The 22,857-nt window shown below is 65.2% G+C and carries 18 protein-coding genes and 3 tRNA genes; 3 read left to right on the top strand and 18 right to left on the bottom strand.

Annotation, left to right across the window (positions count from 1 at the left end; translation table 11 throughout):
• Nucleotides 1-71: 71 nt before the first annotated feature.
• The 4 genes from B5F74_RS10820 to B5F74_RS10805 form a co-directional block, all read right to left on the bottom strand.
• A tRNA-Leu gene (locus B5F74_RS10820) sits at nt 72-155 on the bottom strand.
• A 190-nt stretch (nt 156-345) separates the two neighbouring features.
• Nucleotides 346-2,775, bottom strand: a complete 2,430-nt coding sequence (locus B5F74_RS10815; RefSeq protein WP_204212572.1) for a molybdopterin cofactor-binding domain-containing protein — start codon at nt 2,773-2,775, stop codon at nt 346-348.
• Between the two features lie 3 nt (nt 2,776-2,778).
• Entirely contained in the window at nt 2,779-3,339 is a 561-nt protein-coding gene (locus tag B5F74_RS10810) for a 2Fe-2S iron-sulfur cluster-binding protein (protein WP_204212570.1), read from the bottom strand.
• A complete protein-coding gene (locus B5F74_RS10805; RefSeq protein ID WP_158095765.1) occupies nt 3,336-4,187 on the bottom strand; it encodes an FAD binding domain-containing protein in 852 nt (283 codons plus the stop codon). Before B5F74_RS10805 ends, B5F74_RS10810 begins: the two co-directional genes overlap by 4 nt.
• Before the next feature lie 364 nt (nt 4,188-4,551).
• Here B5F74_RS10805 and B5F74_RS10800 point away from each other — a divergent pair, with 364 nt between their 5' ends.
• Nucleotides 4,552-5,826, top strand: a complete 1,275-nt coding sequence (locus B5F74_RS10800) for an ammonium transporter (RefSeq protein WP_087202394.1) — start codon at nt 4,552-4,554, stop codon at nt 5,824-5,826.
• 139 nt (nt 5,827-5,965) lie between these two features.
• Nucleotides 5,966-6,304: a P-II family nitrogen regulator gene (locus tag B5F74_RS10795; protein ID WP_087202392.1), complete on the top strand. Its 339-nt coding sequence runs from the start codon at nt 5,966-5,968 to the stop codon at nt 6,302-6,304.
• Between the two features lie 847 nt (nt 6,305-7,151).
• Here B5F74_RS10795 and B5F74_RS10790 read toward each other — a convergent pair.
• The 13 genes from B5F74_RS10790 to B5F74_RS10730 all read right to left on the bottom strand — a co-directional run bounded on the left by B5F74_RS10790 (nt 7,152) and on the right by B5F74_RS10730 (nt 19,697).
• Nucleotides 7,152-7,352 carry a hypothetical protein gene (locus B5F74_RS10790; protein ID WP_087202390.1) on the bottom strand — a complete coding sequence of 67 codons (201 nt, stop codon included), beginning with the start codon at nt 7,350-7,352 and terminating at the stop codon, nt 7,152-7,154.
• 217 nt (nt 7,353-7,569) lie between these two features.
• Nucleotides 7,570-8,925 (bottom strand): NADP-specific glutamate dehydrogenase, encoded by a 1,356-nt coding sequence (gdhA, locus tag B5F74_RS10785; protein ID WP_087202388.1) that lies wholly within the window; start codon nt 8,923-8,925, stop codon nt 7,570-7,572.
• 253 nt (nt 8,926-9,178) lie between these two features.
• Nucleotides 9,179-10,219: a selenide, water dikinase SelD gene (selD, locus tag B5F74_RS10780; RefSeq protein WP_087202386.1), complete on the bottom strand. Its 1,041-nt coding sequence runs from the start codon at nt 10,217-10,219 to the stop codon at nt 9,179-9,181.
• A gap of 95 nt (nt 10,220-10,314) precedes the next feature.
• Entirely contained in the window at nt 10,315-10,557 is a 243-nt protein-coding gene (locus tag B5F74_RS10775) for a DUF3343 domain-containing protein (RefSeq protein ID WP_158095764.1), read from the bottom strand.
• 28 nt (nt 10,558-10,585) lie between these two features.
• On the bottom strand, nt 10,586-11,740 hold the full coding sequence (locus tag B5F74_RS10770) for an aminotransferase class V-fold PLP-dependent enzyme (protein WP_087202382.1): 1,155 nt from the start codon (nt 11,738-11,740) through the stop codon (nt 10,586-10,588).
• Between the two features lie 26 nt (nt 11,741-11,766).
• Nucleotides 11,767-12,408, bottom strand: coding sequence for a sulfurtransferase-like selenium metabolism protein YedF (yedF, locus tag B5F74_RS10765; RefSeq protein WP_158095763.1), 642 nt, complete (start codon nt 12,406-12,408; stop codon nt 11,767-11,769).
• A 237-nt stretch (nt 12,409-12,645) separates the two neighbouring features.
• Nucleotides 12,646-13,482, bottom strand: a complete 837-nt coding sequence (locus tag B5F74_RS10760; RefSeq protein WP_087202378.1) for a formate/nitrite transporter family protein — start codon at nt 13,480-13,482, stop codon at nt 12,646-12,648.
• A 264-nt stretch (nt 13,483-13,746) separates the two neighbouring features.
• Nucleotides 13,747-13,820, bottom strand: a tRNA-Gly gene (locus B5F74_RS10755).
• Between the two features lie 6 nt (nt 13,821-13,826).
• Nucleotides 13,827-13,903: transfer RNA gene (locus B5F74_RS10750), tRNA-Pro, on the bottom strand.
• 791 nt (nt 13,904-14,694) lie between these two features.
• Nucleotides 14,695-15,678: an S-layer homology domain-containing protein gene (locus tag B5F74_RS10745; protein ID WP_087202376.1), complete on the bottom strand. Its 984-nt coding sequence runs from the start codon at nt 15,676-15,678 to the stop codon at nt 14,695-14,697.
• Nucleotides 15,679-15,947: 269 nt separating this feature from the next.
• Entirely contained in the window at nt 15,948-17,129 is a 1,182-nt protein-coding gene (locus B5F74_RS10740; RefSeq protein ID WP_204212568.1) for an MFS transporter, read from the bottom strand.
• 342 nt (nt 17,130-17,471) lie between these two features.
• A complete protein-coding gene (locus tag B5F74_RS10735; RefSeq protein ID WP_087202411.1) occupies nt 17,472-18,248 on the bottom strand; it encodes an acyl-CoA dehydratase activase in 777 nt (258 codons plus the stop codon).
• Between the two features lie 138 nt (nt 18,249-18,386).
• Nucleotides 18,387-19,697 (bottom strand): double-cubane-cluster-containing anaerobic reductase, encoded by a 1,311-nt coding sequence (locus tag B5F74_RS10730; protein ID WP_087202373.1) that lies wholly within the window; start codon nt 19,695-19,697, stop codon nt 18,387-18,389.
• Between the two features lie 549 nt (nt 19,698-20,246).
• Between B5F74_RS10730 and B5F74_RS10725 the strand changes: the two genes are divergently transcribed.
• Nucleotides 20,247-21,458, top strand: coding sequence for a L,D-transpeptidase family protein (locus tag B5F74_RS10725; RefSeq protein ID WP_087202371.1), 1,212 nt, complete (start codon nt 20,247-20,249; stop codon nt 21,456-21,458).
• Nucleotides 21,459-21,775: 317 nt separating this feature from the next.
• Here B5F74_RS10725 and B5F74_RS10720 read toward each other — a convergent pair whose 3' ends face one another.
• Nucleotides 21,776-22,855 (bottom strand): ATP-binding cassette domain-containing protein, encoded by a 1,080-nt coding sequence (locus tag B5F74_RS10720; protein ID WP_087202368.1) that lies wholly within the window; start codon nt 22,853-22,855, stop codon nt 21,776-21,778.
• Between the last annotated feature and the right edge of the window lie 2 nt (nt 22,856-22,857).

Below are 22,857 nucleotides of genomic sequence, written 5' to 3'. Positions count from 1 at the left end.
TTCCTCCTCTTACATACTGTCGGCATGGTCAGGGTGCCGATAGCCCTAGTAACCGGTTGATACGGCGAAAATGGTGCGGGCGAAAGGACTCGAACCTTCACGGGAAGCCCACTGGAACCTAAATCCAGCGCGTCTACCAATTCCGCCACGCCCGCCTATTTGCGCACAGTTTATGAATGATAGCAGATAGCGCCTGCACGCGTGCGATGAAGCTTTTCGCGCTACCCATGCTCACGCGACGCGCACATGCGCGGGGAAACGGCGGTTTTTTCCGCCGCGCACAAGACGGAGCGCGCGGGGCGGGGCCGCGACGATGCGGCCCCTATCCCCCGCTGCCCCGGATCCCTACTCTCCGAACAGCGCCTTCTCGGGCGTGATCGGCAGCGTGCGCACATAGTTGCCGGTGGCGTGCGCCACGGCGCTCGCGATGGCCGGGCTCGGCGTGTTGATGACGACCTCTCCGATGGACTTGGCGCCGAACGGACCGGTCGGCTCGTAGCTCGGCGCGAACTCCACGCGGATGTTCGGCACATCGAGGCGCGTGGGCACCTTGTAGCTCATGAACGAGCGGGTGCGCATGCGGCCGCGGTCGCTGTACTGCACGTCCTCGGTGAGCGCCATGCCGATGCCCTGGCCGATGCCGCCTTCGGCCTGCACGCGGGCGAGGTTCTCGTTCACGACCGTGCCGCAGTCGACCACGCTCACGTAATCGACGACCGTGACCTTGCCGGTCGCCTTGTCGACATCGACCTCGGCGATGCCGCTCATGAAGGGCGGCGGGCTCGTGGGCGAGCTCGCGGCAGCATGCGCCGTCAGGCAGTCGCCGTCGCCGCCCGCAACGAGCTTGTTGGCGAGCTCGGCGAGCGTCATGCGCGCCACCGGCTCGGCATCGGGCGCCTCCTGGGCCACGCGGTAGGAGCGCGCGATCGCGTCGATGTCGTCGTCGATGTCCGTGAACTCGGGGCGATCGGCCTCGGCGCCATCGATATCGAGCACGCCGGGCTCGAACGCCAGCAGCTCGTCGCCATCGAACAGCACGTCGGCGGCGTCCACGCCCATGAAGCCCGCGGCGCGGCGGCGCAGCTCGGCGATGAGCTTTTCTGCGGCCTTCACCACGGCCATGCCGGTCAGGTAGGTCGAAGCGCTCGCATACGAGCCGGTGTCGAACGGCGACACGTCCGTGTCGACGCCGTGCACGACGATGCGCTCGGTGTCGCAGCGCAGCGCCTCGGCGGCGAACTGGGCCAAGATGGTGTCGCAGCCGGTTCCCATATCGGTCGCGCCGATGGAGAGCGTGTAGAAGCCGGTCTCCTCCAGGCGCAGGTCGACCGAACCGATGTCGATGCGCGCGATGGCGGAGCCCTGCATGGACAGCGCGCAGCCGAGCGCGCGCACGCGGTCGCCCAGGTCGCGGCGGAGCGGCTTGTCCTTCCAGCCGATCATCTCCATCGCGCGCTCGAGGCACGCCGACACGCCGCACGAATACAGCACGTTGTCGTCGTACTGGGCCAGGCGCTCGCCCTCCTGGACGAGGTTCTTGAGGCGCAGCTCGCAGGGGTCCATGCCCAGGCGGTCCGCCAGCTCGTTGACGGCCGACTCGACGGCGAACAGGCCCTGCGTGGCGCCGTAGCCGCGGTAGGCCCCGGCGGGCATGGTGTTGGAGTACACGACGTCGAAGGCGAACCGGCTCGCCAGCGCGCGGTTGTACAGCGGCAGGCTCTTGTGGCCGGACAGGCCGACCGTCGTGGGGCCGTGCTCGCCGTATGCGCCCTGGTTGGAAAGCGTATACAGGTCGATTGCCACGATCGTGCCGTCGTTTTTGGCACCGAGGCGCACGTGCATCTGCATCTCGTGGCGCGAGTTGGACGAGCTGAACGTCTCCTCGCGCGTGTAGATGATCTTGGAGGGGCGCCCGGTCTTGTAGGTGACGAACGCGCAGAAGATCTCGTTGCAGCCGCTCTGCTTGGCGCCGAAGCCGCCGCCGATGCGCGGCTTGATAACGCGCACGCGCGACTGCGGGATGTCGAGGGCGTTGGCCACCATGCGGCGCACGTGGAAGGGCACCTGCGTGGAGGAGGTCACCGTGATGCGGCCGTAGGCGTCGAGCTCGGCGAAGGAGCGGAACGTCTCCATCATGCCCTGGTTGTCCGCAAGCGTGTGGTAGGTCTCGTCCACCACGATGTCGGCCTGCGCGAAGGCGGCGTCGAGGTCCCCGTGCTCCGAGAGGCCGGAGGCCACGACGTTGTGCATGCGGTCGTTGTTGATCCATGCGCCGTTGACGTGGTAGTTGTCCTCGGTGTGGATGACGATGGGGTTGTTCTTCGCCTTCGTGAAGTCGAGCACGGGCTCCATGACCTCGTAGTCGACCTTGATGAGCTTGAGCGCGCGGGCGGCGGCGTCATCGTTCTCGGCGGCGACGATGGCGACCTCGTCGCCCACGTAGCGCACGGTCCGATCGAGGATCAGGCGGTCGTAGGGGCTCGCCTCGGGATAGGACTGGCCGGCGAGCGTGAAGCGGCGGTCGGGGACGTCCCTATAGGTGTAGACGGCGACCACGCCGGGCACCTTCTCCGCGCGCGACGTGTCGATGTCGCGGATGCGGGCGAAGGCATGCGGGCTGTGCAGGATCTTGACGCTCAGCACGTCCGCCGGGACAAGGTCGTTCGTGAACAGGGGCTTGCCGGACAGAAGTGCCGCGGCGTCGCGCTTCACGGTACGGGAGCCGACGTGGGTGAGGTTTTCGCGCTCGCTTTCCCGCGTGACGATCATGCTCATGGGCTACTCCCCCTCTCCGGAGACGATGGTTCCCGCCCACGCGCCCTCGGGCGCCGGCGCCGGCTCGAAGCGGCTCGCCATATAGCGGCGGATGGCGCGGCGCTGGCTCGTGTATCCCGTGCAGCGGCACAGGTTGCCGGCGAGATAGGAGTCCATGTCGGCATCGGTGGGCATATACGCCTGCTCGCCCGCCGCCTCGGCGCGCTCGCGGATCTCGCGCTCCATGGCGAGCACGTTCATGATGAGGCCCGGGGAGCAGAATCCGCACTGCTCGGCGCCCTCCTCGGCCATGCAACGGGCAAAATCGGCGGACTGCTCCTGCAGGCCCTCGAGCGTGGTGACGGCGTGGCCGTTCGCGCGCGCCATGGGCACGGCGCACGACAGCACCGCGCGGCCGTCGAGCCACACCGTGCACAGGCCGCAGTTCGTCGTCTCGCAGGCGCACTTCACGGACTTGCAGCCGTGGTCGCGCACGAAGGCGAGCAGCGACATGTCGGGCGCCACCTCGGCGGCGACCTTCTTGCCGTTCAGGTTGATCGTGACATCCATCAGCTTTCCGCTCATCGAATCGCCTCCTCGCGGGTGCACGCGGCGAGCGCCGCCTGGTAAGCCTCGGTCGAGGCGTAGCGTGCCGCCTGTACGATGGAACGGGCCGTGAGCGCGCCGGCAAGGTGACGGCGGTAGCGCTCGGAACCCCACATGTTGGAACTGTAGGCAAGGCCGCGGACCGCCTCGACGGCGCGCGCGATCTCATCGGCGGTCGGCTCGGCGGAGCTCACGCCGAGCGCCTCGCCGGCAAGCAGGCGCGCCTTCGCCGGACGGGATCCGACGGCGACGTGCCAGGTGCCGTCCCAGCGCGCCGCGCACACGTTGATGGTCGAGAAATCGGTCGCCGCCTTGCGCAGGCACTGATAGGACGCCCGGTAGTCGTGCTTCTTCACGATGACGTGGGTCAGGACGTCGAGCTCGTAGGGCATATCGATAAAGGCGGCGAGGGGAACGCGGCCGGCTCCGACGAGCTCGACCTCGGAGTCGAGCGCGAGCAGCGCGCAGATCACATCCGAGAAGCCGAAGCGCCCGAACACGCTGCCGCCGACGGTCGCGAGCTGGCGGAACTGCACGCCCACGATGTCGTGGACGGCTGCGTTGAGCACGTTTCCCGTACGGTAGTTGAAATCCGCCGCGCACTCGAGGTCGCGCAGCGTCACGTAGGCACCGATACGGTACTCGTCCTCGGTCTCCTCGATCTTGTCGAGACCGCAGTCCGACAGATCGATCACGCAGGGCACGGTGCGGTCGGACAGGCGCATCCACATACCGCCTCCCATGACCTGCGCCCCCTTGCGGAAGCGGAGCACCTCGAGGGCGTCCTCGACGTTCGCCGCCCGGACGTATCTTCCGAATCTGAGCATTCCTCCCCCATCCCTCAAGATAGGTCGATTCCTTGGCAGAACCCGATTAGTGTAGCGGAGCGGCACAACATATGCGCCCATGCGTCGGTGCAAGCACAAAATACGCGCCCGACCGTGCGCCCCTCGGTGTGCCCGGGTGCCGAAGTAAGTAAAAACGACCCCGTCTCCAACGACCCCACCCGATGGTCCAAAAAAGTACCAACTGCGATAAATCCTCGTTTCCAACGTTGCGGTTCGGTTTCCGGCCGGATGCGAGAAGGATTCGCACCGGTTACGATTCGGGTTTTCGAAATCCAGCTCCCGGATTCGCCGATACCCCATGCCATCATGGCCGCGTCCTGCACATCCGAACAAAGGAGTGACCATGTTCGACAGCGGCTCCACTGCCTTCATGCTCGTATGCACCATGCTCGTGTTCCTCATGACACCGGGTCTGGCGTTCTTCTACGGCGGCCTAGCGCGCCGGAAGAACGTCGTGAACACGATGCTCATGTGCTTCGGCATCATCGGGCTCGTCGGCATCCTATGGGTTGTCGCGGGCTGGTCGTTCGCCTACGGCGGCGACGGCTCGCTCTCGTTCTTCGGGGGCTTTGACCAGATGCTCGCGTTGCCGACCGTATCCGACCTGCTCGCCGAGGCGAGCAACCCGCCCGCCGACGCGACCTACCCCGGCGTCGTCGACATCGCCTTCCAGATGGCCTTCGCCATGATCACCTCGGCGATCGTGACCGGCTCGCTCGCCGGACGCGTGCGCTTCGGGTTCATCGCCCTGTTCATGGGCATCTGGGTGCTCGTGGTCTACGCGCCGCTCGCCCATATGGTATGGGGCGGAGACGGATCGCTCATCGGCGACGTCATCGGAGCCCTCGACTTCGCGGGCGGCGACGTCGTGCACATCTCCTCGGGCGTGACCGGCCTCATCCTCTGCCTCATGGTGGGCGGCCGCCGCGGATTCGGCGTCATGAGCTACCGCCCGCACAACGTGCCGTTCGTCGCCCTCGGCGCCGGGCTGCTGTGGTTCGGCTGGTTCGGTTTCAACGGCGGTTCCGCGTTCGCGGCCGACGGCATCGCCGCGCTGGCGGTGCTCAACACGGTGACCGCGAGCGCCGCGGGCCTGGCCTCATGGATGGTGGTCGAGCGCGTCTGCACCGGCAAGCCCACCCTCGTGGGCGCGAGCACCGGTTTGGTGGCGGGCCTCGTGGTGGTCACGCCGGGCGCCGGCTTCGTCGAGCCGTGGGCGGCCCTCGTCATGGGCGCGATCGTGTCCCCCGTATGCTACCTGGCCATCTCGCACCTCAAGGCCCGCTTCGGCTATGACGACGCGCTCGATGCGTTCGGCTGCCACGGCGTGGGCGGCATCCTGGGCGGCGTGCTCACGGGCCTGTTCTGCGTGCCCGAGCTCTCGTGGACCGGGCACGGCGGCCTGCTCTACACCGGCGACCCCGCGCTGCTCATCGACCAGATCCTCGGCATCGCGGTGACCCTGGTCATCGTGGTTGCGCTCGACCTCGTCATCGCCTTCGTCGTGCGCGCGCTGATGGGCGGCAAGATCAGGGTGGACGAAGCCGACGAGGCGCTGGGCCTCGACGTCGCCGAGCACGGCGAGAGCGCGTACCCGGCGTTCAGCGGATTGGACTGATCATGAACCGCTCCATGATGCGATCCCCGATCCCCGCGGCTCAGCTCATCCGCCGCGTCCGCTCGCTCGCGTTCGGACGCACCGCCGCGCACGGGGGCGGGCGCCGACACGACGACGACACAAGAAGGAAGGAAGCGAAATGAAGAGAATCACCGCGATCGTTCGCGCCGAGAAGCTCGAGGCACTGAAGGACGCGCTGTTCGCCGCAAACGTCCGCGGCATGACCATCGTCCAGGTGATGGGCTGCGGCAACCAGCACGGATGGAAGGAGTACGTACGCGGCACCGAGGTCCTTCTTAACACCATCCCCAAGGTGCAGTTCGACCTTGTTGTACAGGAATCCCAGGTAGACGAGGTGATCGAGGTCATCTGCAGCGCCGCGCGCACCGGCGAGGTGGGTGACGGCAAGATCTTCGTGACACCCGTCGAGGAAGTCGTCCGCATCCGAACGGGCGAACGAGGCGCCTCCGCGCTGTAGCGACACGGGCTGCCCGCGCCCCGCATCGGGATTCCCGGCGCGAGGCGCGAGGGTCCGCGCCCGCCATGGGGACGCCGCGATTCGTCCCGCATCCGGCACCTACCGTGCCGGGCGCCGAGTGCGGGATGAATCGCGGCGTCCCTTTGCTGGGTTGGTTGGGGACGGGTTCGTTCCAACCCATGCTCGACGTCGCGACGGTTTCTGCGGGAAGGCGCCGCGGCGCCCCGAGCGCCCGGAATGCAAATCGGGGACGTACCTTCCGCATGCACTTTTGCACGCCGGGGACACCCCTTCGGCGCGCTTGCACGAGCCCCTGTATCCACGGTGGCATACCAGGGACTTTCATGAATAACCTCCGCGGGGCGGGCCCTGTGACACAGAGCGGACCGTTTGGCACGCTAACTCCTTTTACAGACCCCCTTTAGCGTACCAAACGGTCCGTTTTGTGTCATCGGCACCTCTTCGCCCCTCTCGTAAGACACGGAATCTGCCCGTATACGCGCGATGGGCAGACCGCACTGCAAAACCCCAGGAAAGAGGGGGTCACTATATCTCGAAATTGAATTTGGTATCAAAGCGGAAAGTATGAATAGCAAACGGCCATATTTGACATGCCTGTGACCTGCGGTTTCCTTGGCGGGCCGGTTCCGGAGGCCCCGGGGAGGACCTTCGATCAGCCCGTAAGCGGCATTTATTGCCCAAGATTTGATACCAAATTGAAAACAAAGCGCCCGTGCACCCTGATAAAACCTTTTAGCAGGGTGCGGTTTCGCACGCAGGCGGATACAGCCGCCTCTTCACGCACTCCGGGAGCACAGTCGGCACAAAAGCAATCGGTCGGTGTTCCCTAGTTGATGAGCATGCGCTTCATGGGTTTATGGCACACCCGGCACTCCGGAGTCGATCCAAACATGTACTCGACCGTCCTGCCGCACGCGGGGCACACGAACGCCACGGGAAACCTCGCCCCAAAGAACCCGCCGGAAGCCTCGTTCAGTTCGTCGTCGGACAGTTCCTCGCCCTGCACGCGATCCCTCTCGTCAGCCATATGCCCCCATCTCGCATGTATCGATCGTTACGAGCCGTGCTGCCACAGCCCTCTTGGCCGTCCCCATGATACAAACCGAGAGGCCCGAACCGGGCAGCGCCGGAATGAAGGCCTCGAATTCGGAACGAATGGGCGCCCCGCACCAACCAAGGTGCGGGGCGCCCATCATCTCGGACGTATTGCGATCAGCAGAACCGCTGCGATGCGCCTCAGGCCGTTAGCAGACCCCCTGGGCCATCATGGCGTCGGCGACCTTGAGGAAGCCGGCGATGTTGGCACCGGTGACGAAGTCGCCCTCGTGGCCATAAGCGCGGGCGGTGTCGTCCACGTTGTGGAACATGCCACGCATGAGGCTCTCGAGCTTGCCGTCGACCTCCTCGAACGACCAGGACAGGTGCTCGGCGTTCTGGCTCATCTCGAGGCCGGACACGAGCACGCCGCCCGCGTTCGCCGCCTTGCCGGGCATGAACGCGACACCGTTCTGCTGCAGGTAGATGGTAGCATCGGGGGTGGTGGGCATGTTCGCGCCCTCGCCGACGACCTTGCAGCCGTTCGCCACAAGCGCCTTCGCGTCGTCGAGGTGCAGGGTGTTCTCGCGGGCGCAGGGCAGCGCGATGTCGCAGGGCAGCTGCCACACGCCACGGCCGTCGCCGGCGTGCCACGTGGCGCCCGGGCGCTCGTCGACGTACATCGCGAGGCTCACGCCGGCATCATGGCCGGAGCGCTTCTTGTTGTAGATGCCCTCGAGCACCTTGTAGTCGACGCCGTCGGGATCCTCGATCCAGCCCTTGGTGTCGGACGCGGCGATGACCTTGCCGCCGAGCTGGGTGACCTTCTGGATGGCGTAGATGGCGACGTTGCCGGAGCCGTGGACCACAACGGTCTTGCCCTCGAACGAATCGCCCGAGCTCTTGAGGTACTCGTCGACGAAGTACACGAGGCCGTAGCCGGTGGCCTCGGTGCGGGCGAGCGAGCCGCCGAAGGTGAGGCCCTTGCCGGTGAGCACGCCGCTCCACTCGTTCTTCAGGCGCTTGTACTGGCCGAACAGGTAGCCGATCTCGCGGCCGCCGACGCCGAGGTCGCCTGCGGGCACGTCGGTGTTGGGGCCGATGTGACGGGCGAGCTCGGTCATGAAGCTCTGGCAGAACGCCATGACCTCGCGGTTGGACTTGCCCTTGGGATCGAAGTCCGAGCCGCCCTTGCCGCCGCCCATGGGCAGCGTGGTCAGGCTGTTCTTGAAGATCTGCTCGAAGCCGAGGAACTTCAGCATGCCGAGCGTGACGGTCGGGTTGAAGCGCAGGCCGCCCTTGTAGGGGCCGAGCGCGGAGTTGTACTCAACGCGGAAACCGCGGTTGACCTGGATCTTGCCCTCGTCGTCGACCCACGGCACGCGGAACATCACGACACGCTCGGGCTCGACGAGGCGCTCGAGCAAGGCGGCCTCCTCGAATTCAGGATGCGCCTCGAGAGCGGGCTCGATGGTCTCGAGAACCTCGATGGCGGCCTGAAGGAATTCGGGCTGATCGGCATAGCGATCGCGAAGCTCAGCGATAACTTTCTCAGAATACGACATATGGGTTACCTCTCCATTCGTTCCTCTCGAATGCGGCACCCATGCTACACGCGCGAAGCCTTCTTTACCGTAACAAAGTATATGGAACATTTTTGGTGAGACGCGTTTTGCCTGCTCACAAATGTCGTAATGGTTTCGGATGTTGCAAAAACGTTTCATGGTTGTTTCGCATTATTACGCGCCTGAAATATCTTTGGGTCATCTAGGGACGGGTTGAAACGAACCCGTCCCCAGATGACCCATGTCCGGAAGGCTATCTCACGATGACGCGCGAGAACCCCTCGTACGCCCCGACCGCTCCGATGCGCTGGACGGCGGGAGACGCCGCCTTGAGCGCGGCCTCGAGCGCATCCGCGTCATCGGGATGCACGGAGAACAGCAGGCCGCCGGAGGTCTGCGGATCGAACAGCACGTCAGCCACGGCCAGCGGGACCGAATCGGCGATGCTCACCTCGGCCTCGGCATAGCGGCGGTTGCGGTACACGCCCGCGGGGAGGATGCCCATGGCGGCGTAGTCGAGCACGCCCGGCAGGAACTCGAACGCCGTCGAATCCAACGTGACCTGGGTGTCGGAGCCCTGCGCCAGCTCGAGTGCGTGCCCGAGCACGGCGAAGCCCGTGATGTCGGTGCAGGCGTGCACGCGATACGGGCGCGCCGCCTCGGCCGCCGCACGGTTGAGCGTGCTCATGACCCGCTCGACAAGCTCGCGCTCGTCCTCCCCCGCGAGCCCGCCCTTGAGCGCCGTGGTCAGCACGCCGATACCGACCGGCTTGGTGTAGATGAGCACGTCGCCGACCTGCGCGGTGTCGTTGCGCAGAAGCTTTGCCGGATCGATGACGCCGGTGACGGACAGGCCGTATTTCGGCTCGTCGTCGTAGATGCTGTGCCCACCCGCGACGATGGCGCCCGCCTCAGCGACCTTGGTGGCGCCGCCGCGCAGTATCTCGCGCACCGCGTCTTTGGGCATGTTCTCGGGCACCGCCATGATGTTCAGCGCCGTGATGGGGCGGCCGCCCATCGCGTAGATATCGGAGAGGGCGTTTGCCGCCGCGATCTGCCCGAACGTGAACGGATCGTCGGCGATGGGCGGGAAGAAGTCGAGCGTCTGCACGATGGCGAGATCGTCGCGCAGCCGGTAGACCGCCGCATCGTCCGCATGGTCGAAGCCCACGAGCAGGTTGGGGTCGCGCATATCGGGAAAGCCCTCGAACAGGCTCGCGAGCTCGCCTGCGCCCACCTTGGCCCCGCATCCGGCGCAGTCGGCGAGCTTCGTCAGTTTGACCTTGGTTTCCATAGGACCTTCCTTCCTCGCCGCGCCCCGCGCGGCGCGCGGCCGGCTCCCGTGCAGGCCTTAAGGGCCCGCTCGCACGAGACCGCGCCGTGGGTGGATTACAGCACGAGGGCGTAGATGCCCTCGGGAACGAGATGCCCGGCGACCGAGGCCTCGAACGCCGCGAGCACCGCCTCGTCATGCGGCATGGACCACGCCATGCCGCATTCGGAGTCGATCTCGACGGGCAGCGGGATGATGCGCCCCTCGACCCCGGCCTCATGGCACAGGCGCTCGGCTTCCATCGCATCGAACGTGCTGGAGAACGAGGCGACGTAGCGCTCGGTCCTTACACGACCCATCGGATCCCCTTTCGCACAAGCCCGAAGATCACCTGTCATCGCCCAGATCGCATGCGATGTCCCGCAGCGCAAAGATCGCCGCATCGATATCGTCTTCGGTCGTATACCATCCGAACGAGAACCGTACCGCCCCGCGCTCGAGCGTGCCGAGCGCAGCGTGCATGCGCGGGGCGCAGTGCAAACCGGCCCTCGTGGCGATATCGTACTCGCAGGCGAGCCTGTCGGCCAGACTCGACGAGTCGATGCCCTCGAGGTTGAGCGCCACCACGCCGGTGTGCCCGTGGCCGTCGCGATCGCCGTACACGACGATACCGGGGATGGACGAGACGCCTTGGATGAAACGCTCCCTCAGCTTCCGATCGTGCTCCGCCACGCGCTCGACGCCCAGCTCGAGCAGGAACTCGAGGGCGGCATCGAGGCCCGCGAGCCCATGGGCGTTCATGGTCCCCGCCTCGAGATGCTCCGGGTAGCTCATCGGCTGGAAGGGGTCGGCACTCTTGACGCCGGTGCCCCCGTGAACGAGCGGAGCGAGCTCCAGGTCCGCCGCGACCGCAAGGCCGCCGGTGCCCTGCGGGCCCATGAGCGCCTTGTGACCGGTGAAGCAGAGGACGTCGATGCAGAGCTCGTCCATGCCGACCGGCAGCGCGCCGAGCGTCTGGGACGCGTCGAGCACGAACCGGGCGCCGTGCCCGTGCGCCGCGCGGACAAGCTCCGGCACATCGGTTACCGCGCCCGTGAGGTTCGAGGCGTGCGTGGCGACGATCGCGCGCGTGGTGGACCTGAACAGCCCCTCGAGCTCTTCTGTGCGAAGCCGCCCGCTGGCTTCTGTGCGTACGTAGTCAAGCTCGATGACACCGCGGCGCTCGAGCTCGTGCAGGGGCCTCAGCACGGAATTGTGCTCGAAATCGGTCGTGATCACGTGGTCGCCCTCGTGCAGCATGCCGAACAGGGCGGTATTCAGCGCCATCGTGGCATTCTGCGTGAAGACGACGCGCTCGGGATGCGCGAAGCCGATGAGGCGGGCGAGCCGGATGCGGGCGCTCGCGACCGACCGGGCCGCGACCAGATCGCTTGTCGACGCGCCGCGCGAGCAGCTGCCCGCCCCGGCGAGGGCGGCAACGACCGCCTCGGTCACCGCGGGCGGTTTCTGGATCGTCGTCGCAGCGTTGTTCAAGTAGATCATGCCGAGGTTCCCCCAGACCGCGTGGCCTACAGCGTCACGACCTTGTCGGGACCGAGCACGAACTCCGAGATGGCGTACAGGTTCGTGACGCCGCCGACGGCGAGCTTGTCGCGCAGGCCGTGGAAGTCGAGGCAGGTGCCGCAGGTCAGCACTTCGCAGCCGCGACGCTCAAGCTCGCGCACGTCCTCGACGAGCTCGGAGCCCTCGCAGGTGAGGGCGGCGCCGTCGTTGAAGAACACGATGCGGTGCGGGGGCTCCTCCGCCTGCGACATGGCGTACACGAGGCCCTTGATCAGGATGTTCCCGAGCTCGGGCGCGCCCTGGCCGAGTGCACGGGAGCCGACGAAGACCGTGACCGGCTGCTTTGTGGGGGCTGCCTCCGGCACCGGGCACGCGATGCCCGCCTCGGCGAGCGCCGCCTCATCCCCCGCGGGGTTCTCGGCGGCCTGGGCGGACACGTCCGAGATCGCGACGGCCCATCCGCCCTCGATCTCGTCGACCGCCACCTCACCCTGCTTGCTCGACGCCAGACGCTTGAGGTTCTCGACCGCCACCGTGTTATCCACGAGCACGCGGACCGAGCCGTCCGACGCGGGATCCTGCAGCGCCTTCATGGCACGGATGACGGGCTTGGGGCAGGTCTCACCGAAGCAGTTGATCTCGATCATGGGCGTCGTCCTTTCAACTCGACCCGTCCGCGCGGCAGGCTGGCGGGCAATCATTATCCTCACGGTAAGGATAATTATAAATTATCTGATTGCCAGACAATTCGTCAGGCACGATCTTTCGCTATGCGGACGCCCTCGCGATGCGAACGGCGGGCCCCGTCGACACAAAGCAAAGGCGGGCGCGCCGCGACGCACCCGCCCTAGATGAAACCGCTCGTTTGCAGAACGCTCCCGAGACTACTCCTGCTTGTGATAGACGAACCAATAGCCGAGCGCCACGATGAGCGCGCCGCCGACGATGTTTCCGAGCGTCGCCGCTGACAGGTTGAACAGGATGCCCCCGATGTTCAGCGAGGCCGCACCAGCGATCTCCGACCCGTAGCCGTTCGCGACCATCATGGCACCCATCGGCAAAAAGTACATGTTCGCCACGCAGTGCTCAAAACCGCAGGCCACGAACGCGGAGATGGGAAGCAGGATGCCCACGACCTTGTCGACCACGGTCTTGCCCGCGAAACCGATCCATACGGCAAGGCACACGAAGATGTTGCACAGGATTCCCCGGAAGAACAGCGTGACCCAGTCGGGCGTCACCTTGCCGGCCGCGACAGACACCATGGACGCGGCGACCGTCTCGCCGTTGAGCTTGTAGATGCCGGCGAAGAACACGAGGGCCACCACGACGAGCGCGCCGGCGAAGTTGCCGAGCCAGACCGTCACCCAGTTGCGCACGAGGTCGCCCGCGGAGATCTTTCCCGACTTGAGGGCGCAGACCATGAGCGAGTTGCCCGTGAACAGCTCCGCCCCGCACAGCAGCACGAGAACAAGGCCGAGGCAGAAGCACAGGCCGCCGATGACGCGCTGCAGCCCCCAGGTAAGATCGGTGTCGGCGAGGAAGACCGTGAAGAACAACCCGCCGAACGCGATGAACGCGCCGGCGAACATGGCGAGCACGAACGCCTTGCCGAACGGAAGCTGCGCTTTGGTGACGGCAGCGGCCTCCGCCTTGGCCTCGATGGCAGCGGGCGCCAGGCATTCGGGCGTCGGAAAATCATGAGTTTGCTGTTGAGACATGCGGTACCCCTTTCCCATCGTTTCACCGCGCATCTATCTTACGCCCCTGCCGGAAGGGCGGGGACGCCAGACGGTTTCGATGTGCCGATTCGAAACGAAGTGAGGTCGGGCGGAACGGGGTGCCCAACAGAAGCGGAGGGAATGGGTTGAAACGAATCCGTCCCCAAGCAACCCATCTCATAACTATTTCATGACTGATTTCATGACTTGATAGCAAAAAGAAAACAGGTCAGACCGTTTACCGTGTCTGACCTGCTGTTTTTCTGGAGCGGGCGACGGGAATCGAACCCGCGTCATCAGCTTGGAAGGCTGGGGTTCTACCATTGAACTACGCCCGCAAGATATGGTCGGGACGACAGGATTCGAACCTGCGACATCCTGCTCCCAAAGCAGGCGCGCTACCAAACTGCGCCACGTCCCGAAGGTGTTGAGCAGCTGGGGTCTTTGACCCTGCTTGTCCCAAGGCCTATTTAGTATAGGGCACGTTTCGCATGCTCGCAACAACTCAAATTGTCACCACAGGCCGCGCGACAAAGGCGCATACAATGCCTGACTCCGAATGGGAGAAATCACGCGAATCATCCTGCCCTTTATGGGAGAAATCACCTGCCCCCTATCCAGCTAACCCGCCTTTTAAACACCAAGCATATCTCTGCAAGTAGAAATTTAATTCTGTTATATTTATACTTACTTATATGTTAATGCTATAGACGCTAACCGTGCAATCGCATACGTTGACCAGACACTCAGACCTCACCGAGCGGCAAGATCGGTATAGCTTCACCTTCCCATGAAGCAGTCTCGTCTGCCGCGCACTTTTTCTAGAAACCTCATTTAGACCACTGCGGACATACTGACCCGGCAGGGCTCATCTATGGAAAAGCACGGGTGGGGACAGGAGGATCCCTCGGAAACGCAGAGCCCATATGCGCACGGTGGGGAAAGCGCGCCGCGAAGGGTCATTTGGGTACGGGTTTGTTCCAACCCATCGGTGACCCGGCGGAGGTTATTCATGAAAAAGCATGGGGTCGTCATTCCCTTTCCTGCGGGAACGTCGGATCGGCCCACTCTAATTCATGAAAAAGCATGAGGCAGAGACGGCTGCGACAGAACGAGTGATGCCAAACGTACCTGTCCCCAATGGCTGAAAAAGGAGCCCCGATTCTTGCGGGGCTCCTTTGGTTCTAGAGTTGCTTAAGTGTCGTTTCGGCGTCAGTCGTCCCAACGATCGTCGTCATCGTCGTCGTTGTCGTCCCAGTCGTCATCGTGGCGGTCATCATCGTCGTCATTGTCGTCCCAGTCGTCGCGATCGTCGTCGCCGTCATCCCAGTCATCGTCGAACCGGTCGTCGTCCCAATCGTCATCGTGGTCGTCGTCCCAGTTGTCGTCCCAATCGTCATCGTGGTCGTCGTCCCACTGGCCATCATCGTCGTCCCAGCGGTCATCGTCATCGTCGTCGTACCGGTCATCATCCCAGTCGTCCCGGTCGTCGTCCCATCCATCGTCGTCGAGATCCCAATCGTCATCCCACTCGTCTCCATAGTGGAGGAAGCGGCTGTCGGTCGTCTTGGTCATCGAGACGAACTCGCTGCGGGTGCAGGGCTGGTTGCCGTTGAGCGCGCCGCCGTTGCCCATGACGCCGGCCTGAACGGCCCAAGCGACGACTTCGCGGGCCCATTCCGAGACAGATCCGGCATCCTGGTAGCGGTTCAGAACAGACGTGTTGCCGGCCCTGTTTCCCGCGAGAACGCACAGGATCTTTGCCGCCTGCTCTCGGGTCAGCGAATACCAGGGATCGAAAGTGAGCCGGCCGTCCGCATGCACCGTGCCGGAGAAGATCCCCTGCTGCTGGGCCCATGTCGCGGCGGTCTTTGCCCAACCGAGCTCAGAGGCGTCGTCGAAGCGCGGCTCTCCGGACACGGCAGGCTGCCCGGCGAGGTTGTAGAGAATGGCCGCGGCCTGGGCGCGGTTGACGGGCTGATCCGCTCCCCAAGATCCATCGGGGAAGCCGTTGACGACGCCGTTGCGGTCCGCCCAGTCGATGACCCCGCTCGTCGCCGCCCAATGGTCGGCGGGAACATCATAGTAGTTCTTGTAGGCTGCGTAGGCCGTTGCGGGTGCAAAGGCGGCGGCGGCAACGGTCACACTGGCGAGGCCGGCCACGATAGCGCGGCACGCCTTGTCGTTGATGCGCATGATCTTGTCTCCTCCTAGTCGATTGCGCCTGCGGGCGTATGCCCACGATTAGCCTACCATGGAGGGGTTCATTATTTGCTACCTGCAGCATGAGGATGCGGTAACGCTTATGTCAGCATCGTGTAAGGGATGTGCAGGCAAGCCCCTACAGCATCCGTTCGCCGAAAAGCCGCCTCGACCTGCGCGTCGCATTATGGTATAGACCAGAAGCCTATCCCCACCGCGCTTACGAGGGGCATCCCCATACGCATCCGGGCGGGAACATGTCGCTACGCCCTACGCGCCGCACGAGTCTTCTGGACGCGGTTCACCTTCTCCGCGGCGATGACCATGACCACGAGGAACACGCCAAGGTAGTAGGGGTACAGGTCGATCGAGATGTACTGCGCGAGGACGCCGAACAGAGGCGAACATACCAGGAAGCCGACGTAGGCGATCGCCATCTGCATACCGGTGAGCTCGAGCGCCACGTCGTCGCCGAAGCGCGCCGGCGTGGCGTGGATGATCGACGGGTAGATGGGTGCGCAGCCAAGACCGATCAGCACGAGCGCGGGCGCCAACACGTCGTGGCCCCACGGCGAGATCATGGTGAGCACGCCGGCCGCGATGAGCACCTGCCCCAAGCGGATCATCTGGCTATCGGAACACTTGAGCGACAGAAAGCCGCTGAGGGCCCTGCCGACCGTGATGCCGATGTAGAACATCGACGCCCAGCTCGCCGCCGTCTGCGTCGGCACGCCCGCCGCGAGCGAGCTGTACGACGCGGCCCAGTTGCCGCAGGTGCCCTCGACCGCGCAGTAGCAGAAGAAACACAGGAGCACCGCGACGACGCCGTCGATGCGAAGCAGCTCGCGCCGCGTGCGACGAACCGGGGCACCTCCTTCGCGACCCTTCGCCTTGGGCAGCTTGCGGTCGCGCCACAGCGGCAACGACAGCGTGAGCACCGCCACGATCGCAAGCTGGATGGCGCCAAGCGCGCGGAACCCATCGTTCCACACGCCCATCCCCAAGCAGGCGCCCATGATCATTGGACCGCCGCTCGCCCCGACGCCCCACATGCAGTGCAACCAGCTCATATGCTGGCTCTCGTAATGAACGGCGACATAGGCGTTCAGCGCCGCATCGACGGCGCCGGCCCCCAGGCCGTAGGGTATGGCCAGCAGGCAGAGCTGCCAGAACTCATGGGATAGCGAGAAACCGATGAGCGCGAGCGCAGTCAGAAGCACGCTCGCCGCCGTCACGCGTCCGGTCCCGAAGCGCTCGACCACGCGCACCGACATCAGGCTCGACACGATCGTGCCCGCAGAGATGATCATCGTGACAGCGCCGACCCACGAAAGGCTCGCCCCGAGCGACGGGGCCATGGCCGGCCATGCCGAGCCGATGGCGGAATCGGGCAGACCGAGCGCCACGAACGCAAGGTAGATGATGGGCAGCAATCCGGCAGGCATGGCGTCTTCTCCAGACGGTCGACTTGTATGGACAACAGCACGCCATCGTAGCATACCCGCAGTGCCGACAGGGTACAGGACGGCAACGCGGTATAGACAGGCCGCATCCGCGCATCTTGCCGCCTGCGCAAAAACCGCCCCGCCCTTCGAGTCGCTTGAGGGCGGGGCGGATGCCTAAGGACGACCGACGGTACGCTATAGGCACGTCACCCTGTCGAGGGTACGGTATAGGCACGCTTTCGGGCGAAGAACGTGCCTATACCGTACCCTCGGCGGCGGCGCGTGCCCTATGCGTACCTTCGATAGAGCGACGCCGTGGGGCGCGACGGAGACCGGCCTGCGTCAACGCGCCAGCGCGCGAGCGCGGTCGGCGGCGCCCAGGGCGCCGGCATAGCGCGCCTCAGGACAGGTCGTCACCGGAGAGCCCAGCATCGCCCCGAGCCGTTCGATGACGAAACCGTTCTCGCACAGGCCGCCGGTCAGGAAGAACGGGCCTCCGGACGACTGGCCCGCAAGCGCCGCGACGCGCGCTACGACCGAATCGATGACGCCGCGCGCGGTGTCGCTGCGCGGCACGCCGCGACCGATGAGGCTGATGACCTCGGATTCCGCGAACACCGTGCACATGCTCGAGATCTTGGTCTCGGACCCCTCGCGGGCAAGCGCCGACAGCTCGGCCTGCGATACGCCCAGGCGGTCAGCCATGATCTCGAGGAAGCGCCCCGTGCCGGCGGCGCACTTGTCGTTCATGGCGAACTTGGCCACACGGCCGCCTTTGAGCTGGATGACCTTGGTGTCCTGTCCCCCGACGTCGACGACCGTGCCCGTCGGGCCGAACAGGCGGGCGGCGCCGATGCCGTGGCAGGTGATCTCGGTTACCACCTTGTCCGCATACGGCACCGCGATGCGGCCGTACCCGGTGGCGACGACGCGGGTATCCGGATCGTCGACGGGAAAGCCGGCGGCCCGCAGCGCGCTCTCCACGCGGCCAGCGGCGTCAACGCTTGAAAAGCCTGTCGGCATGAGCTCGGTGTGCACGATCGCGCCGTCCGCATCGAGCACCGCGACCTTCGTTGCCGTCGAACCAATATCGACGCCGATTCCATATCCGCCCGCCATGGCCGGCATCCCCTCTCCCCTCAACAAGCCCAGCGGGCACGCAGATACCTGCGAGATCTCCTGCGACCGGCGGCGCGGACCTCTGCATGCAATCGATGACAGGCCCGCACCGCCGGTGCGCATCCCCGGTATGCGGGACTACAGCATCTCGAGGAAGGCCTCGATGCGCGTGGTCAGCTGGCCCGCGTCCTCGTTGGCATAGTCGGTCGTGATGTGCATGAACGGGATGCCCGCCTGCTCGGCGGCCTTCTCGACCGTGAAGGACTCCATCTCGTACAGCGTGCAGAACTGCAGCGAGCAGTCGATGATGCCGTCGGCGTTGAGCTCGCGGGCCATGCGCACGATATCCTCGATGCGCCCGTCGTTGGGCGTGAAGATCGCGCAGTTGATGCCGAAATAGCGCTCGGCGATGGCATCGAGCATCTCGTCGACCGTCTCGCCCGCCTCGTCCACCAGGTCCTTGTAGTAGCGAGAGCCCGTGCACGCCTCCTCGCCCACGACGACGCCGCCGGCCTTCTCGATGATGTTGAAGAGCTTCCAGTTGGGCACCGCCATCGGCGTGCCGGTGTACAGGATGCGCTTGGCACCCTTGGGAGCCACGCCCACCCCGTCGGCCGCGCGCTGCTCGCATTCGTCGGCCATGGCGTTGATCGCCCCGGTCAGGCGCTCCGCATCGTCCATGAAGGCGGCCTGGACGGTCAGCAGGCTGTCGAGGCCCGAGATGGGCGCCGGATCCGCGGCGCGCGTGGCGGACAGGCGCTGCAGGGCGCGGCGCTTGTCGTTCGCGAGCTTGATGGCGGCCTTGAGGCTCTCGGCGGTGATCTTCTGACCGGTCTCCTGCTCGACGCGCTCGGCGAGCTTGCGCACCTCGCCCTTCCACAGCTCAAGCGTCTGGGCGTTGTGGACGTTGGGGATGTCGACCGTGTACATGTTCACCTGCGTGGCCATGAACTCGTAGGCCTTCTTCTTCCCGTCGCAGGTGTTCTCGCCGATCACCAGGTCGCTCGACTCGATGTACGGGCAGACGCTGCCCAGCTTGAAGCCCGCGAAGCTCTTGATGAGCGGGCAGGTCGCGCGCGGCAGGTGCTCCTCGACCTTGTCGGTTGCCCAATCGGCGCCGGAGCACAGGCCGACCGGGATGCCCCCGGCAGCGGTCACGATCTCCTCGGGCACATACAGGCAAAACGACCCGACGATCTTCTTGGCCTCGCCGGACGCCTTCTTGTCGAGCATCTCCTTGATGCGACCGGAGTGGATGCCCGCCACGACCTGGTTGAGGTAATCCGTGGATGCCGGCCGGTTCTCCTGGGCGAGGAACACGTCGCCGAACATCTGCCCCACCGCCCCCAGCAGCATGTCGTGGGCGGGCACGTCCATGCCGAGCGATTCCCACATGGGATGGAAATCGTACTCGGCGGCCGCGGTCGTCTCGTTGGTGTTGTCGCTCATGGTTACCCCTCTTCTCTCTTTTCACGGCGCACGCAGGGCCAGCCGGGCTCAGGCTCAGCCAGGCAGGTCGATCGATGCGCCGACTATCAGGCACAAGGTGCACGTTCTGTATCGTTTTCCGTGTTGTCGCCACAGCGCCATGCCGCTCGGCAAGGCTGTGGCAAAAAGCTCGGCAGTCCGTCCTCTCCCGCAGCGTCTCGCACCCGTCTCCCTTCACACCGAGGGCGCGAGAACCTGGCCGGCATGACGACGGCGCCGAATCGAAGGGCATATGCGCGCGTTCCCCTCGTTCGCTTCAATCGCATGCGAGATGTGTTGCCGGCGGACAGCTTTATCACATCACGAGGATAATATAGGGGGCCGGAATTATGTCGAACAAGGTTCCGTTCGGCAAACGGTGCTCTCCGCGAGATGAACGGCCCCGTCCCAAGCAGTACCGCTCCCGTCAAAAGGCACCGCCCCGGATCGCGTTCGCATCATCGGCAAGAGCGCTACTCCGGAGCGCTACACTTATGGAACATACCGACCTTGCAGCTGAGAGGAGCGGAGATGTTGTCACGAAACCGTACGTTCGCCTTCCCGTGCGCTCTGGCTTTCGCGCTCGCGCTGGTCGTCGCGCCCCCGCCGGCATTCGCCGAACAGGAGCCCGTCCAGCCCGGCACCACCGAAAGCGAGCAGGATTCCGCACCTCGCGACGGCTGGGACGCGACCAAGGGGCACTGGTACGAAGACGGCGAGATGGCGCGCGACCATGCGTTCTACGACCCCGACAGCGATGCCTGGTACTGGGCGGACGCCGACGGCTCCATCGCCTGCGACAAGGACGTGTTCATCCCCGTCGACGAATCGGACCGCGACAAGGGCGGAAAATGGGTTCGCTTCGACGAGAACCGCGCCATGGTCAAAGGCGAGGACTATCGATATGATGCCTGGTATTACTTTGACCCCATAACCGGCGAGATGGCCAAGGGCATCACGCTCATCGAGGACTCCGCGGGGCCCAAATGGGTCTACTACGATTGGACGACCGGCAAGATGGCGCACGGCGAGGCGTTCGTGAACTACGATGCCGAGCACACGGGCTGGTACCTGTTCGACCAGCACACGGGAGCCATGGTCCACGGGTTCGCCTATCTCGACAGTGACCCGTCCGGCAAATGGGTGTATTACGACCAGACGACGGGCATCATGGCCTATGGGCTCCAGCTCATCGACGATGCGTGGTACTACCTCGACCCCGTCACGGGAGCGGTGAGCTACGGCATGACGTACGTGCCGACATGGGATACGTGGCGCTATTTCGACAAGGTGAGCGGCCGTTGGTACGAAGGGATGCCCATGGGCGACTGGCAGGGGGCCTCGGGAGGCGCGTATCCCTCGCTTTCCGGCCGCGCAGACCTCAACGTGCACGTCGATATCGCCAACCAGGTCGTGCTCGTGCGCGACGGCACCGAGGTGCTGTACGCGATGGTCTGCTCATCGGGCATCAACGACTGCACCCCGCGCGGGACCTACTCGGTCACGGGCCGCGGCTATTCGTTCTACAACCGCCGAGAGGCCATGGGCGGTCGCTATTACGTGCAGTTCTACGGCGACTACCTGTTCCACAGCGTGCCGACCGACGCAGCCGGGAACTACATGCCCACCGAGGGCGAGAAGCTCGGCCAGCCCGCATCGCACGGCTGCGTGCGCCTGACGGTATCGGATGCCAAGTGGCTCTACGACAACCTCCCGAACGGAACGCGCGTCACGATCGAGTGACCTGCGGGCGATAGCGGCAGAACAAGGCGAGACAGCAAGGTCCGTCGGTAGACAGCTATTCCGGCGGACCTTCTCGTCCAGCGGAAGCCACCTGCAGGGGGCCGACTTTCTCGGCGCGCTCGAGAACATCGGCCCTGTTCCAGATGGCTCACCGCCTCGTGAGTGCACGCGGCGTCTGCCGCTGGGGCCATTATGCTCGATCGCGAGTCCCCTATTCAGAATCGCCGCAGCATTAAGCGAACGGCAAGAAGCGCCGAAGATGTCTTAAGGAACGGGTCGTTGGGGTACGAACGAACCCGTCCCCAGCGAACCCATCATTAGCGGGAAACCAGGTGGATGCGCCGGGCATCGAAATGCATGCGCAGCACGTCGCCCTCGTGCGGGAGCCCCTCCTCGGGCACGCCCACCTTGTTCACGCGCCACTGCAGGCGGCTCGGCGCGTCGGCGCGCGGCACGTCGAGCAGCACCAGCCGCTCGAAGCGGGCATCGCTCACCCGGGCGACCTTGAGCTCGTAGCTGTTGCGCCCGCGCTCCCCCGCCGGGCGCTCGCGGTCGATATGGAAATAGCTCGCGCGGATGCCGAGGTAGGCAACGTTTTCGGGAACCTCGCGCCCCACGTCGAACACCATGCCCCAGTCGAGCGCCTCCACCGTGGTCGGACCCACCTTTCGCGCCGGGCTCGTGTTCTTGCACCCCGTCAGGCGCAGCGCCGCCAGCGTGGCGGGGCGCTCCATGAGGTCGGACACGGTCCCGATCTCCTCGATGCGCCCGTTGTGCATCACGGCGATGCGCTGGCACAGACGGCAGGCCTCGTCGATATCATGGCTCACGTACAGAACGGTGCGGTTGACGACGGAGAACACGTCGAGCAGGTTCTGCTCGAGGGCGCTTTTGAGATAGGAGTCGAGCGCGGAGAACGGCTCGTCGAACATGAGGATCCCGGGTCGCGCGGCGAGCATGCGGGCGAGCGCCACGCGCTGCTGCTGCCCGCCCGAAAGACGCGAGGGGTAGCGATCGGCGTACTCGGCCATGCCGAAAATCTGCAGGTAGCGCAGGGCATCCTCCTGCTGCCTGCGGGAATCGACCGCATGGTCCATGCCGGCGCGGACGTTGTCCGCGACCGTCAGGTTCGGGAACAGCTGGTAGTTCTGGAACAACAGGGCGCACTTCCGCTGCTGCGGCGTGAAGTTGATCCCCTCGCTCGAGTCGAAGAACGTGACGCCGTTCACCACGATTCTGCCCTCATCGGGGGTCTCGACGCCCGCGATGCAGCGCAGCGTGCAGCTCTTGCCGCAACCCGACGCGCCCAGAAGACCGATGCGCTCCTCGCCCGCCTCGAGCTCGATGTCGAGCGTGAACCCGGGATAGCGCTTCTTGATCGCCAAGAACAGCGACATGG

The sequence above is a fragment of the Collinsella sp. An271 genome, assembly GCF_002159695.1.
GTDB lineage: Bacteria > Actinomycetota > Coriobacteriia > Coriobacteriales > Coriobacteriaceae > Collinsella > Collinsella ihumii.
This window is presented reverse-complemented; position numbering and strand designations above follow the sequence as displayed.